This is a genomic window from Borrelia coriaceae (assembly GCF_023035295.1).
GTDB classification, from domain to species: Bacteria; Spirochaetota; Spirochaetia; order Borreliales; family Borreliaceae; genus Borrelia; species Borrelia coriaceae.
In genome coordinates this window covers 807,236-822,180 of the sequence record NZ_CP075076.1, presented here as the reverse complement: position 1 = coordinate 822,180, position 14,945 = coordinate 807,236, and the positions used below count along the sequence as shown (strand labels likewise).

Sequence of the window (14,945 nt, the reverse complement as noted above, 5' to 3'; positions counted from 1 at the left end):
TAATGACAATAACTTATCACAAGTTTACATAAGCCCAGATTTTAAGCAAAAACAAATAATATTTGAAATGATTAGTTATATTACAAAACATCTAACAAATAAAAATATTTATATACTACAATTCAGTTTTGATGAATCAGAAATCAAGATAGAAGAGAAATTCTCCACCAATATAAAATTCAAAACAATAAAAAACATATCTTACAAAAATATACCAATACAAAAAACTCTGATATATTATGCAAAAAACTTTGAAGACTACAAAAAACATCACAAAATAAACATGTATATTGACATAATAGAACCAATTGTATTCGCAAAAACAAATCTAAAAACAGGTCAAAGCTTAAACGAATATAACGTTTATTTTAAATATCAAATAAATACAACTAGAAACAATGAAGTTTTAAACTTAAATGAATTAAACCAAAGCAACTACACAGTACTACAAGATATAATGAAAGATGACGAAATCAAACTAAATAAAATACAAAAACAACAATAATTGATTATTAAAAATACAATTTTTAACTTCATTACTAATCTTATTTATCCACTATAATATCACAAAATTATAAAAATTCTATTTTAATTTTATAATTAAACTTTAAATTGACGAACAAATCCAAAGAAAACAACGAACAAACTAAAAGCAATTGCAATAATATTAAAATAAAGGTAAACTATATTGCCATACAAAAGGAATAAAATCATGCAAATACTGATAACTCTAGCCATATTAAACTTAACGATAGCCTTAAGCTCATTAGCACAAAAAAATCAATCTGAAAAAAGCTTTTTTAATAAAAATAATATTACTAATCAAACAAATGCATGGATCAAGTTAAACAATAACAAAGAAATGAGATCTACAGACTCATATATCTTAACAAAAATTAGAATAATAGCAGAACTTGCCAATAAAAAAAATTATACTAAGGGAAAAGAAATATCAAATAAGGATTTAAACAAGCTTTACATAAATGAAATAGTTTTAACAAACATAAAAAACAATAACATTTCACTAGTAAGCGCAACAAGCAAAATAAATGAAAATATAATTAAAAGTTCAAAGCAAAATGCTTACATAGAATCCATGTTCGATTCAAAAAACTTAAAAAATGGTATACCTCTAAGGACCAAATTACAAAACAAAACAAACAAAGTATTAGCAATCAAATCAAGCCCAAAAGTAACTAACAGAAAATCGAAAGATAAAAAATATATACTAAACGAAACAACAACCCATAAAAATAAGAATAATAAAAATTACAATACAATTCCTAATAAAAAAGACTATTTTTCATCAGATTCAATAATGAAAAAACCAAAAATCAATAATGAAAAAAATAATATAAAATCAAAAAAGACCATAGAAATTAAAATCAATGGAATTGACTTGTTAAGCGAAATTGAAACAATAAAACTAAATCCACTCATACTCTCAATTAGAAGAAAGGAAAAAAACTTACTGAACAATAAAAACGATGAAAAGACAAAAATAGAGACACAAAATATGAAACTAAATAAATTTATATCAAAAAATCCAGATACGTTTAGCAATAAAAAATTAATACAAATAACTCAGGCAGCTAAAAAATTAATAAACTATATGGAAAATTAATTTTGGAGGAATAGATATGATAAACAAAATTAATTTACAAAATCTAGAAACAAAAAATCAAATAAAACAAGGAAAAATCCTAACAAACAAAACAGAAAAAATAAGTCAACATAAAAAAGACAATAAACTCTATGAAGCTACACTAGAATTTGAAGCAATATTTGTAAATCAAATGCTTAAAAGCATGAAAAATTCTCTAAAAAAAGAAAATAATTTAATTCATGGGGGTCAAACGGAAGAAATTTTTGAAGATATGCTTTATTTAGAAAGAGCAAAACAAGTAGCTAAGTCTCAAAGTTTTAGACTTGCTGATTTAATCTACAATCAAATAACTGTAAAAAATAATTAAATAAAAATATTAATTATTTTTTACAGTTGACATAATTGTTGTAATAACATCAACAAGGAATGAGGATGTTGATATGCAAATTTAAAAGATGGGAGAAGTATTGTGAATATATTTAGCAATGAAGACTTAAACATATACTTAAAATCCGTAAGAGAACATAGATTAATAACTCACGAAGAAGAAATTGAACTTGCAAAACAAATTAAACTTGGAGACCTGAAAGCCAAAAATAAAATGATAAATGCCAATTTACGGCTCGTCTTAAAAATCATTAAAAGATATGCTGGGAAGGGATTAAAAGTTGAAGACTTAATACAAGAAGGAAATTTAGGTTTAATTAGAGCTGCTGAAAAATATGACCCAAGTAAGAACACCAAATTTTCAACTTATGCTTCATTTTGGATCAAACAATCGCTTCAAAGAGCATTAAATACAAAAACAAGACTTGTAAAAGTCCCATATAGAAAAGAAAATCTTATACTCCAAATAAACAAATATCTTATGGAAGAAGAAAAATCACCCAAAAAAGAAGACATAATGGAAAGATTTAACCTAACAACTTCTCAATATATAAAAATCATACCCTATCTTGAAAAAGAATATTCCCTTGATAAAAAAATCGAAGGCTCAGAAAATTCCACACTACTAAATCTTTATGAAGACAATTCTTTCAATCCCGAGAGCACTCTTGAACAAAATTCAACATTAAAACATCTTAACTATATATTAGAGACTAAATTAAATGACAAAGAAAGGTACATTATAAGGAAAAGATATAATTTAGACAATAGTGATAAAAAAAGTACCTTAAAAGACATCTCTAATGAACTTGGGATCTCCTCAGAAACTGTAAGACAAATTGAAAAAAGAGTACTTAAAAAACTCAGAGAAGAACTCTATCAATAGCAATTGACTTAATGCCCGATTTTGATATAATGATAAGCTGATGGCATGAATATTCAGAATGCTTCTAATTTTTTAAAGAAATACAAATTAAAAATCACAATATCATTTATTGTTATCACTTCTCTTGTCTCAATAATTGTCCTATGCTCCAGCTTTGTATATATAAAATCAAATATAAAAAAAATTAATCTAAACTTCAAGGACAAATTAGCCAACATAAAAAAAGAAAATTTAACTAAAGTACAAAAAAAATTACAATTTAATAACTCAAAACCAAAATTTTATCTTATCATTGATGATGTTGGCTATGATGAATTCATGTTAGATGAATTCATAAAAATTGATTTAAACATCAATTTTTCAATCATCCCCTTTTTACCAAAATCAATGGATTTTTATAATAAATTAGCAAGCAAAAATAAAATTATAATGATTCATTTTCCAATGCAATCAAAATATAAAACTTCAATAGAAAAATTTAACATAAATATCAACGACAACGTCTTTTCAATACGAACAAAAATTGAAAAGACGTTTAAAACATATCCCAACGCAAAGATAATGAATAATCATATGGGAAGTCTTATTACTGCAAATGAAAACATAATGCAAATTATTTTAATAAAACTTAAAGAAGAAAACAGATATTTTTTTGATAGCTTAACTACCAAAGAAAGTATATCCGAACAGACTGGTAAAAAATTTGGAATTATAGTAGAAAAAAGAGATATCTTCCTCGATAACAAAGATAATGAAAAAGCAGTTGCTAAAGCACTAGAACAAGCAAAACAAGTAGCTAGAACAAAAGGAATTGTCAAAGTAATAGGACATATTTGGTCAAAAAATACTCTTAAAATACTCAAAAAAGAATCTGAAAACTTAAACAAAGAATTTGAGTTTCAAAATTTAATAAACCTATATCAAAAAGAGGGCAAAAATGAAAGTGCTTGGAATAGAAAGTTCATGCGATGATTGCTGTGCAGCCATAGTAGAAGATGGAATTAAAATTTTAAGTAATATCAAACTCAGTCAAGAAGAACACAAAAAATATTATGGTGTAGTTCCAGAGATCGCATCAAGACTACACACAGAATTCATCATGTATGTATGTCAACAAGCAATAACAAAGGCTCAAATACATGTATCAGAAATTGATTTAATAGCAGTCACATCTAAACCAGGTCTTATTGGATCCTTAATCGTTGGGGTAAATTTTGCCAAAGGTTTATCAATTGCCCTTAAAAAGCCCTTAATTTGCACTGACCATATCTTGGGACATCTTTATGCACCCCTAATGACAAAAAAAATAGAATATCCATTTCTATCTCTAATATTAAGTGGAGGACACACAATACTTGCAAAACAGAATAACTTCGACGACATTGAAATACTTGGAAGAACACTTGACGATGCTTGCGGAGAAGCATTTGACAAGGTAGCAAAACACTACAAAATGGGATTTCCAGGCGGGCCAAACATAGAAAAATTGGCCAAAAGTGGTAATCAATATGCATTTAACTTCCCCACTACGATTTTTGACAAAAAAGAAAATAAGTATGATTTTTCATATTCAGGCCTTAAAACAGCATGCATACATCAGCTTGAAAAATTTAAAGACAAAAATGTAAGCATTACAAACAATAATATTGCTGCAAGCTTCCAAAGAGTAGCTTTTGAAAATTTAATTATTCCAATTAAAAGAGCAATAAAAGACACTAATATAAAAAAATTAATAATATCTGGAGGAGTTGCAAGCAATCTTTATTTAAGAGAAAAGATCAAAACCCTTCAAATAGAAACATACTATCCACCAATTGACCTTTGTACAGACAATGGTGTCATGATTGCAGGAATTGGCTATCTTATGTATTTAAAATACGGAGCAAGTCCAATTGAAACTGATGCAAATTCAAGAATATACAATTATAAATATACAAAAGGCAAAAAAACATGAAACGAATATTAACGATGCATGACATTTCAACTATAGGTCGAGCATCACTTACAATATGCATACCGGTAATATCATCATTTAATATGCAAGTTTGTCCATTTGTAACTGCTGTTCTATCAGCAACAACAGATTACAAAGGATTTGAAATAATAGATTTAACAAATAAATTAGAAAAATTTATTTTATCTTGGAAAAATCAAAATGAATACTTTGATATATTCTATAGTGGATTTCTTGGAAGCAACATCCAACAAAAAATAATAGAAAAGATGTTTAAGCTATTCAAATTTGATAAAATAATAATTGATCCTGTATTTGCAGATAATGACATGCTCTACCCTACTTTTGATGACAAAATAGTAAATGGATTTAGAAGTCTAATCAAATATGCAGATATTATAACACCTAACATCACAGAACTGAAAATGCTAGCTAAAACTAAAAAAATAAAAAATAAAGATGAAATAATAAAAGCAATATTAAGTCTTGAAATAAATGGAATAATTGTAGTCACAAGTGTAGAAAAAAACAATCTTATAGGAAACATTGCTTATAATACAAAAACAAAAGAATATTCAGAAATCTTTTTAGAAAAATTAGAACAAAACTTTGGAGGAACAGGAGATTTATTTACAAGTCTACTAATAGGATATCTGGAAAAATTTGAAATAGAATATGCACTAGAAAAGGCAACCAAAGTAATTCATTCAATCATAAAATATTCTATCGAAAACAATACTTCCAAAAAAGAAGGCATTCAAATTGAACAATTTTTAACAAATATTTTTTAATCATCTAATCTATTTACAGATAAATATCTTATCCTTTAAAGGTTAAAATAATTGATTTAAAGAAAATATAATTTTACACATAAATAAATTTCGACATTTTTACAAGTCCAATAAAGCTTAAAAAAGCTACATTAAAAAGTAAAAATATATAACATTTGCATTAGAATGCATTGTTAAATTACAATATAACAATAGATCAATTAATAATAAATATAAGAAATGTATGCAAGAGATATATGAACACTAAAAGAAGACTATTTTTTACAGGAGGGGGAACGGGAGGACATGTCTTTCCAGGAATAGCAATAATTTCAAAATTAAGAGAACTCGATACAAATATTGAATTTTTCTGGTTAGGACAAAAAAACTCAATGGAGGACAGAATTATAAAAGAATATCCATACATCAAATTTATTGCAATTCCATCAGGAAAACTTAGAAGATATTTTTCCCTAAAAAACTTCACTGACTTTTTTAAGGTCATATTTGGAATAATCAAAAGCTTCCTCATAATAAAAAAGTATAAACCCCAAATCATATACGCAACTGGCGGTTTTGTATCAAGTCCACCAATTATTGCAGCAAGTCTACTTAAAATAAAAAGTGTAACCCACGAAATGGATCTTGATCCTGGACTTGCAACAAAAATCAATTCAAAATTCGCAAACAAAATACATATAAGCTTTAAAGAAAGCACAAAATACTTTAAAAACAAAAATGTTTTATATACAGGCTCACCAATAAGAAAAGAATTCTCAAGTCCAAATCCCAATATTATAAAAAACTTAACTCAAGACACAAAAAAGCCTATAATTAGCATACTTGGGGGTTCTCTTGGAGCAGAAGTTTTAAATAAATTAATACTTAATATCAAAAATGAAATTGATGCATATTTTATACATCAATGCGGCAGAAATCTAGATGCAATTAGAGAGAATAATTATCTAAGAAGTCAATTTTTTAATGCAGAACAAATGGCAAGTATAATACAATTTTCAAATATAATAATAAGCAGGGCAGGCGCAGGAGCTATTAAGGAATTTGCCAATGCTGGCGCATGTGTAATATTTATTCCATTTACAAAAGGCTCAAGGGGAGATCAAATCAGAAACGCAAAATTATTAGAAGAACAAAATGCATGCCTCAAAATAGACGAAGAAAACTTAAGTGAAACTAAAATTATAAATATGATAAAAGAAATTATAGGAAATAAAGAAAAGTCTAATATATTAAGAAATAATATAAAAAAATTTCATAATAAAAATTCATCAAATCTAATAGCCAATCTATTATTAAAAGAATTTGAGGAAATAAATGCTCGTTAATGATCCTTTTAAAATAACTGGTATAGTAGACATACTAATAATAATAATTTTTATATCGCTAGGACTTAGAGGATTTTTAAGAGGATTTATTAAAGAAATTGCCGGATTTGTTGAGATTTTTACCTTAATATTTTTGCTTTACAACAAAACCAATGATTTTAAAATATTAATATCACCTATTCTTGAACTATCATATGTGCAAGCAATATTAGTATTTTTCCTCATAATACACATAGGATTCTTAATCTTACAATCACTAATCGAATCAATAATAAGTCATCTTAAATTACTCTTCTTCAACAGAATGCTTGGACTCATACTTGGTTTATTTGAAGCCTTTGGCATAATTGCAATTTCAGTGTATATAATTTACTCTCAACAAATCTTTAATCCCAACTATTTTTTAGAAGGAAGCAAATTTCTCAAATATCTAAATCCTGGCATAAACTATTTTTTTAAAATAGCAAAAACACAATAAAGAAAATTATATGGAAAGATTACCCGAAATAGCTTACGAAATAATAAAAGAATATGAAAAAGGAAGCCTACCAAATGCAATACTTTTTTGGGGAGACAGATTTTCTTCTAAAAAAACAACTGCAATTGCACTTGCAAAAAAAATTCTAAATACAAAAACTTTAACAAATCCAAACCTAATAATTTTCTCAAGCCTTAACATAATAGAGGCAAAGGCATATCTTAATGCAAACTCAAATGAAGTTATAAATAAATATCTAGAATATGTTAAGAATATTATGTTTACCAAATACAATTTCAGCAGTGACAAAAACCTAAAAAAAGTAGAAATAAATATCAATTTCATCAATGATGTCTATTACAAAAATAAATATAATGAAACGCTCATAAAAGAATTAATCAAAAGAATTGAAGAAATAATTAAAGAAATAAAATTTAATATTACCATTAATGATATTAGGAACATTAAATCTTGGGCACTATCAGAAAAACACAAGATGAAGGTAATTTATATCAATGAAATCGAAAACCTAAATTTTAATGTCTATAATGCACTACTGAAAATGCTTGAAGAACCACCTCTAAACATTCACTTTATTCTAGCTACAAGAAATAAAAATAAGATTCCAAAAACAATACTTTCAAGACTAAGAGTATACAGATTCAGACAAGAAAATAGAAATCTCGAGATCACAAAATTCAAAGCGATTTTTAACACAAATGAAGAATTAACAACAGAAGAATATTTCAACTCATTTTATAGTGAAGAATACACAAAATTAAAAGAAGAAATCAAAAAAATTCTCAATATAATAAAAGAAAAACAAGGAATATTTAATCTTGATACATTTAATTTTCTAAAAGATGACAATATATTTAAATTATTCTTACAAGAGCTCATAAGTCAACTTAGAGATGAATTTTTAAGCAAAAATTTAGACACTAATACATATATGAAAAGATTAGAACACATAAAACACATCTTGAAATACAGTTCATACAACCAAAATAGAAAATTAATAATCGAAAATTTAATGCTAAATTATGAGGATTAATGATCAAATTCTTAAAGAAAACTCTAACCAAATTAAATAAATTATCAAGCGAGCAAAAACTCAAATTTATCCAAGATATCTATAAAAAAATAGAAATATATGATGGTATTTTTGCATCCATTAATGAAGGAATCCTTGTACTTGATAAATTAAATAACATAATTTACCTAAACAAAATGTTATTTCAAATTCTAGTTATAAGCCCTAAATACAAACTAGAAACCCTTAAAGATATTCAAATTCCAACCCTAACACACTTAATAGAAGAATTAGCTAAAAATGAAGATAAAATAATAGGCTTTGAGGTGCAAGTCTCAACAAATATATATATAAAAATATCATTTATGCCATATGTAAGGGATCAAAAGCTTGAAGGAAATATCATTTTAATTGAAGATATTAAAGACAAAAAACATAAAGAAGAACTTTTCAGAAGAGCTGAAGCTTTAGCTGCTTTTACAAGACATGCAAGAAATATCGCTCATGAGATTAAAAATCCACTAGGAGCAATTGATATAAACTTACAACTACTCAAAAAAGAAATAGATAGACAAAAAATTGAAAGTACGAAAGCAAATCATTACTTCAAAATAATAAAAGAAGAAATAAATAGAATGGATAAAACTATAACAGATTTTTTATTAACAGTTAGACCAATAAAAATAATACCAGAAAAGAAAAATATTACTGACGTTATAAAAAGTGTTTATAACCTGTTAAATCCAGAACTGAAAAATAAAGATATTAAACTCCTACTCAATCTAAAAAAAGTAAGCCTTGCATTAATCGATGAAAAACTAATAAGGCAAGTAATAATTAACATAGTAAAAAATGCAGAAGAAGCACTTCTTGAATCAAATAAAAAAATAAAAAAAATAGAAATTTCTACCCATGAAAGCGAAGAGAAAATACATATTAGTATTAAAGATAATGGAAATGGAATAAAGAATGAAACCAAAGATGATATATTCAAGCCTCAATTTAGCACAAAAGAAAATGGAAGTGGCATAGGGCTCACCATTTCTTATAAAATAATTAAAGAACATGGGGGTGAAATTTTTGTAGAAAGTAAAGAGACTAAAGAAACATCTTTTACAATCACACTTCCAAAATTCAACACAGGCAAAATTTTAATTGAAGGATGTTTAGAAAATGAGTAAACTACTTGTAGCAGATGATGAAAAAAATATACGAGAAGGAATAGCAACTTATCTTGAAGAAGAAGGTTATTTTGTATTTACTGCTAGTGATGGAGAAGAGGCTCTTGAAACAATTGAAAATGAAAAAATTGATGCTATAGTATCTGATCTTAGAATGCCTCAAATATCAGGCGAAGAACTACTCAAAATTGTAAAAGACAAAAACCCAAATATACCCTTTATTATTCTAACAGCTCATGGAACTGTCGATTCAGCAGTTGATGCTATGAGAGAAGGTGCTTATGATTTTCTAACAAAACCCGTTGATCTTGAAAGACTGTTACTAATAATCAAACGAGCTTTAAATAGCAAAAATGACAAAAGACATGAGAATATATCCCAAAATAATGTCATAATCCGAAAAGATTTAAACTATTATGAAAGCACACTTGGAAAATCTCTTATAATGCAAAAAGTTCTAGAACTTGTAAAAAAAATTGCAAAATCAAAAGCATCTGTACTAATAACTGGAGAGAGCGGAGTCGGCAAAGAAGTAATAGCAGATGCTATATTTGACTTATCCAATAGAAATGACAAACCCTTCATTAAAGTCAATTGTGCTGCGCTCTCTGAAAGCATACTTGAGAGCGAACTATTTGGACATGAAAAAGGAGCATTTACAGGTGCAATATCTCAAAAAAAAGGTAGATTTGAATTAGCAGACAAAGGAACAATATTCTTAGACGAAATAGTAGAAATATCACCTGAGGTTCAAGTAAAATTACTAAGAGTGCTTCAAAATAAAACATTTGAACGAGTAGGTGGAGAGACTACTATTCAAGTTGATATTAGACTATTAACAGCAACAAATAAAAATATTGAAGAAGAAATTAAAAAAGGAAGATTTAGAGAGGACTTATTTTACAGGCTTAACATAATAAACATCAATATTCCACCTTTAAGGGAAAGAAAAGATGACATACCAAATTTAATAAAAATACTAATTAAAAGTGTAGCAAATGAAAATAATAAAGAAGAGAAAAGTCTTTCCAATGATGCACTAAAAGCCCTCTATGCATATGATTGGCCAGGAAATATTAGAGAACTAAAAAATGTCCTCGAGAGTGCCTTGATATTATCTAAAGGAAAACAAATTGTAAAAGACGATCTACCTCCTAAAATCAGAAATAACACAAATCAAATAGTTAAAATAACATTACCAATAGGTATAAGCTTAAAAGAAGCGGAAAAAGAAATTATTAAGCAAACACTACTACATTCTAAGAATAATAAAAGTAAATGTGCCCAAATACTTAAGATAGGAAGAAAAACCTTGCACAACAAAATAACAGAATATGATATAGAATAAAGGAAGTCTTTAAGATAGGTCAAAATCAAATAATCTCAAGCAATACCCTCAAGTAAAGTGAGAAAAAATTTGATTGCTATATCTAAATTATTTCAATTGACCTACTTTAAAATCTTAACAGGATTAACAGGTGAACCTTTTCTCAATATTTCAAAATGCAGATGCGGACCTGTTGAACGACCAGTTTGACCTACCCTACCAACAATATCACCTGTTCTTAGAACATCCCCCTTCTTGACAATATAAGAACTAAGATGACCATAAAGAGATTTAACATTGTTCTTATGTTCAACCACAACAAAATTGCCATAAATATCATTATAATCAACTACAACTACAACACCATAAGATGAGCAAAAAACTAAAGAATTCATTGGCGCTGCAAGATCTATGCCTGTATGAAAATTTTTCATACCAGTAAAAGGATCTGGCCTAAATCCAAAATCAGAGCTAATAATAAATTTTTTTAAAGGAAAAATAAAATCAGAATTTAAAAAGAAAAGCATTTCTGTATCTGAAAAAAAACTTAACTCTGGCTGCTTTAACGAATCAAAAAAATAAAACTCACTAATCTTATTATTCTTTCTAATTTTTATCTTTTCTGACTTTGTTAAATCTCTTGTAGCTACAAGTAAACTATTAAATCTATGTTCCTTGCTATTAATAAGGAAAAGACCCTTTTTACTAGGAATTAAGATCTCTTGTCCCACCCTTAAAAAAGGCGAATCTAATAAATTAATTGTGGCAATACTACCTTGCCAACCATTTACCTTATTTGCAATCTTAAAAAAAGTATCACCTTCTTTAACTTTATATGCATAAATAAACAAAGGGACATTGACTCTTTTATTATATTTAATAATTTTCGCCCTAAGATCATAAAAAATAGGATCTTTATTTGAAAAATTTTTTATAAAAGGATAAGAATAAACACAATAAAACTGTAAAAACAAAAAAATAAATAGTAATAAAAAAGCAAACTTACTCACATACAAACTCTAATTATTATATAGAGTTAATATAATAAAAATAAAAAAAAAAAGAAATAATAAATAAACTTGTAAATAAACAAAAACTATATTAAACTAGTCTTAATTATGGAACTAAATGAATACCAAATAAAGGCTAAACAAACTGCTAAATATAAGAATAAGAAGGAAGAGCTAATTTTAACCACTCTTGGACTTGCTGGGGAGACAGGTGAAGTTGTAGAGAAAATAAAAAAATTAGGTCGCGACAAGGAATATGTTCTTGACAATGAATATCTATTGGGCATTAAAAAAGAACTTGGTGATGTATTATGGTACATTTCAAATTTAAGTAATAATCTTGGAATAACACTTGAAGACGTTGCTATTACAAATCTAGAAAAATTAAAAAAAAGACATGAAAACGGTACAATTAATGGAGAGGGTGATGAACGATAAAAGAAAGATACAATAGACTATGCGTTAAACATATGAAAAACCATGATTAGCATCTATATAAAGGGTTTATTAATTGGTATTGCAAGCATAATACCAGGAATCTCAGGGGGCACACTAGCCTTAATATTAGGCATTTACTACAATATAATAGATGCAGCTGCAAATCTAATAAAATTAAAAAAAATAAGAGAAAACACAATTTTTCTTGGAATGTTATCACTGGGCATATTAACTTCAGCAGTTATGCTTGCAAAAATATTCAAAAACTATATTTTAGATGGAGCAATTAAAGAGACATATTTGCATGTGTTTTTTATAGGATTAATCACAGGTAGCATAATTACATTAAAAAAAGAAATAAACAAAAACATACAAATTAATAAGCATAAAGACATCACAAACTATTTATTATCATTAATGGGATTCTTAATTATGCTATTTTTACTAATATTAAGAAATTACAATATTTCACTAGACATATCAAAATATTCAGATAAAAGCTCATTTAAATATTACCTACTCATTACTAGTTCAGGAATAATAAGCGGTGGCTCAATGATTCTACCAGGCATCTCAGGTTCACTCATATTATTAAGCCTTGGGATCTATAAAGAAATTATTAACATCGTTTCACAACTTAATATACCAGTATGCACAATATTTGGCATATCCACAGTAATAGGCATAGGAATTACAATAATAATAATCAAAAAAATAATAAACAAATATCTTGTCAAATTTCTTTATTTATCTATAGGTTTAATCTTGGGATCAATTCTACAAATGCTATTTGTTATAACACAACTAAACATACAATCTACGCTAATGATTAATCTATCCTTAAGCAGCTTATTCATTACAGGAATTTACATAAATAAACTATTTAAGGATAGATGTTAAGTAAATTTAAAACTTCAAATACCGAAAACCGGACTTGAACCGGTACGGAGCTTCCTCCTCAGGATTTTAAGTCCTGTGTGTCTACCATTTCCACCATTTCGGCATTGCTAGTAATAATATAATAATGAAATAATGATGTCAAGAACTCAATATTTGCAAAACTTATTCAATTAAAATACTTTTTGGAAAGTTATTTATATAAAGATTATCATATAAATAACTTAGAACAACATAAATCAATGAATGAAGAGATACTTGAGCTGAAAAATTAGAATAAACCCTATCATCAATGGCATTAATTATATGCATAGGATTAATTGCATTATAAATCAAACTAAAATAACCATTTTTAATAACCATATCTAAAATAGATAGCTCACTCTTATCTAAAATAAAAAGCAAATTTTTATATCTAAAACTTAAATACGTTATCTGTTCACCTACAATAGCAATATCTAAATTATCAACTATTTCTTCATCAAAATTAAAAACAACAATCCCATAATGAAAATTATTAAATACAAAATCAACAACCATCCCTAGCCTATACTCATAAAGTCCTTTGATAAAATCTAAAATTTTAATTTCAATCTTTTCTTTAGCAAGAATACTAATAGAAGAATTATTATTTTGCCTAATAAAATAGGCATTTTCAAAACTCCCAAATGCAACTTTGTTATTAACTAGATCTAATTCCTCTTTATTCCTTAAATTTTTAATAATAACTAAATCAAAATCTGACAAAAAAATATTATAAGCAACATCTACTAATGTATTTAAAGAAGTAGAATTTTTAGATAAACTGGTAACACCAAACTCCAAAATACTAAAATTTCTCTTAGGAATACTACAAGACAATGCCAAAAGACTAAGAAATAAATTCTTCAAGTTCAAGTCTAGTTGCAATAATTTTAAAGACAAGACCATATCTCATTGCAGATTCACTATCTAACCAAAAATCCCTATCAGTGTCCTTTTCAACCTTATCAAGTTTTTGCCCCGTTTCTTTTGCAATAATACCATTAAGTTCACTCTTAACTTTATTAAGCTCATTCGTGTAAATTTCAATATCCGTAGCAACTCCTTTAAAACCACTCAAAGGCTGGTGCAACAAATATCTAGCATGAGGCAAAGAAAATCTACTTTTTGAATCTGCGGCCAAAAAAATTAAAGCACCAGCACTTGCCACAAGCCCAACTCCAATTGTAAAAACCTTAGGTTTTACAAAGCGTATCATGTTAAAAATAGCAAAACCAGCATCAATATCACCTCCCTCTGAATCAATATAAACAAATATCGGTTTATCGCAATCTGATGCTTCTAAAAATAATATCTTCTCCTGAAATAACTTAGAAATATCCTTATTAATTTCACCTGTAATAACTATTGCCCTACTCTTTAGTGCAAATTCCAATGACTGCTGTACTTCTGTTTGTATCTTAATATCTTTAAAATCCATAAACTTACCTTTTCAACAAATATAATGTAATATATATTATAATTAAAAATAAAAGGTTTTTAAATCTCCAAATGAACACAATAGGAACATACCAATAAAATTAACCAAACTTAAAAAACAAACCAAAATTGTAACAATTAAAATACCTCAAATAAGTTACAAATAAATTG

At 26.9% G+C, this 14,945-nt stretch carries 16 protein-coding genes, 1 tRNA gene and 1 pseudogene; 14 read left to right on the top strand and 4 right to left on the bottom strand.

The genetic code is table 11. The features are described 5' to 3' along the window. Nucleotides 1–67 precede the first annotated feature (67 nt). The 12 genes and pseudogenes from bcCo53_RS03910 to bcCo53_RS03855 all read left to right on the top strand — a co-directional run bounded on the left by bcCo53_RS03910 (nt 68) and on the right by bcCo53_RS03855 (nt 10,989). A complete protein-coding gene (locus bcCo53_RS03910; RefSeq protein ID WP_025408341.1) occupies nt 68–505 on the top strand; it encodes a hypothetical protein in 438 nt (145 codons plus the stop codon). 207 nt (nt 506–712) lie between these two features. Then, on the top strand, nt 713–1,624 hold the full coding sequence (locus bcCo53_RS03905; protein WP_241766552.1) for a flagellar basal body P-ring protein FlgI: 912 nt from the start codon (nt 713–715) through the stop codon (nt 1,622–1,624). 16 nt (nt 1,625–1,640) lie between these two features. Continuing rightward, nucleotides 1,641–1,973, top strand: coding sequence for a rod-binding protein (locus bcCo53_RS03900; protein ID WP_028328129.1), 333 nt, complete (start codon nt 1,641–1,643; stop codon nt 1,971–1,973). Nucleotides 1,974–2,075: 102 nt separating this feature from the next. Further along, nucleotides 2,076–2,879 (top strand): sigma-70 family RNA polymerase sigma factor, encoded by an 804-nt coding sequence (locus bcCo53_RS03895; protein WP_025408340.1) that lies wholly within the window; start codon nt 2,076–2,078, stop codon nt 2,877–2,879. A 45-nt stretch (nt 2,880–2,924) separates the two neighbouring features. Continuing rightward, nucleotides 2,925–3,851 (top strand): divergent polysaccharide deacetylase family protein, encoded by a 927-nt coding sequence (locus bcCo53_RS03890; protein WP_025408339.1) that lies wholly within the window; start codon nt 2,925–2,927, stop codon nt 3,849–3,851. After that, nucleotides 3,817–4,855 (top strand): annotated as a pseudogene (gene tsaD / locus bcCo53_RS03885) (tRNA (adenosine(37)-N6)-threonylcarbamoyltransferase complex transferase subunit TsaD). The gene bcCo53_RS03890 and the pseudogene tsaD overlap by 35 nt, the downstream one beginning before the upstream one ends. Beyond that, nucleotides 4,830–5,624, top strand: coding sequence for a PfkB family carbohydrate kinase (locus bcCo53_RS03880; protein ID WP_028328128.1), 795 nt, complete (start codon nt 4,830–4,832; stop codon nt 5,622–5,624). The pseudogene tsaD and the gene bcCo53_RS03880 overlap by 26 nt, the downstream one beginning before the upstream one ends. Nucleotides 5,625–5,860: 236 nt before the next feature. Beyond that, on the top strand, nt 5,861–6,949 hold the full coding sequence (murG, locus tag bcCo53_RS03875) for an undecaprenyldiphospho-muramoylpentapeptide beta-N-acetylglucosaminyltransferase (RefSeq protein WP_025408337.1): 1,089 nt from the start codon (nt 5,861–5,863) through the stop codon (nt 6,947–6,949). After that, on the top strand, nt 6,939–7,427 hold the full coding sequence (locus bcCo53_RS03870; protein ID WP_025408336.1) for a CvpA family protein: 489 nt from the start codon (nt 6,939–6,941) through the stop codon (nt 7,425–7,427). The genes murG and bcCo53_RS03870 overlap by 11 nt, the downstream gene beginning before the upstream one ends. Nucleotides 7,428–7,437: 10 nt before the next feature. Beyond that, the gene (locus tag bcCo53_RS03865; protein WP_028328127.1) at nt 7,438–8,481 is read left to right on the top strand and encodes a DNA polymerase III subunit gamma/tau; all 1,044 of its coding nucleotides are present in this window, start codon (nt 7,438–7,440) and stop codon (nt 8,479–8,481) included. Beyond that, entirely contained in the window at nt 8,481–9,641 is a 1,161-nt protein-coding gene (locus bcCo53_RS03860) for a two-component system sensor histidine kinase NtrB (RefSeq protein ID WP_025408335.1), read from the top strand. Before bcCo53_RS03865 ends, bcCo53_RS03860 begins: the two co-directional genes overlap by 1 nt. Beyond that, nucleotides 9,634–10,989, top strand: coding sequence for a sigma-54-dependent transcriptional regulator (locus bcCo53_RS03855; RefSeq protein ID WP_025408334.1), 1,356 nt, complete (start codon nt 9,634–9,636; stop codon nt 10,987–10,989). Before bcCo53_RS03860 ends, bcCo53_RS03855 begins: the two co-directional genes overlap by 8 nt. Before the next feature lie 101 nt (nt 10,990–11,090). On the opposite strand, the gene bcCo53_RS03850 is transcribed toward bcCo53_RS03855, so the two are convergent. After that, nucleotides 11,091–11,978: a M23 family metallopeptidase gene (locus tag bcCo53_RS03850; protein WP_025408333.1), complete on the bottom strand. Its 888-nt coding sequence runs from the start codon at nt 11,976–11,978 to the stop codon at nt 11,091–11,093. A gap of 108 nt (nt 11,979–12,086) precedes the next feature. Between bcCo53_RS03850 and bcCo53_RS03845 the strand changes: the two genes are divergently transcribed. After that, a complete protein-coding gene (locus bcCo53_RS03845) occupies nt 12,087–12,416 on the top strand; it encodes a nucleoside triphosphate pyrophosphohydrolase family protein (RefSeq protein ID WP_028328126.1) in 330 nt (109 codons plus the stop codon). 42 nt (nt 12,417–12,458) lie between these two features. Continuing rightward, a complete protein-coding gene (locus bcCo53_RS03840; RefSeq protein WP_028328125.1) occupies nt 12,459–13,316 on the top strand; it encodes an undecaprenyl phosphate translocase family protein in 858 nt (285 codons plus the stop codon). 19 nt (nt 13,317–13,335) lie between these two features. Here the strand turns inward: bcCo53_RS03840 and bcCo53_RS03835 are convergent. The 3 genes from bcCo53_RS03835 to bcCo53_RS03825 all read right to left on the bottom strand — a co-directional run bounded on the left by bcCo53_RS03835 (nt 13,336) and on the right by bcCo53_RS03825 (nt 14,775). Then, a tRNA-Leu gene (locus bcCo53_RS03835) sits at nt 13,336–13,419 on the bottom strand. 59 nt (nt 13,420–13,478) lie between these two features. Continuing rightward, nucleotides 13,479–14,210 (bottom strand): hypothetical protein, encoded by a 732-nt coding sequence (locus tag bcCo53_RS03830; protein ID WP_246938345.1) that lies wholly within the window; start codon nt 14,208–14,210, stop codon nt 13,479–13,481. After that, entirely contained in the window at nt 14,185–14,775 is a 591-nt protein-coding gene (locus bcCo53_RS03825; protein ID WP_025408331.1) for an ATP-dependent Clp protease proteolytic subunit, read from the bottom strand. The genes bcCo53_RS03830 and bcCo53_RS03825 overlap by 26 nt, the downstream gene beginning before the upstream one ends. Nucleotides 14,776–14,945 lie beyond the last annotated feature (170 nt).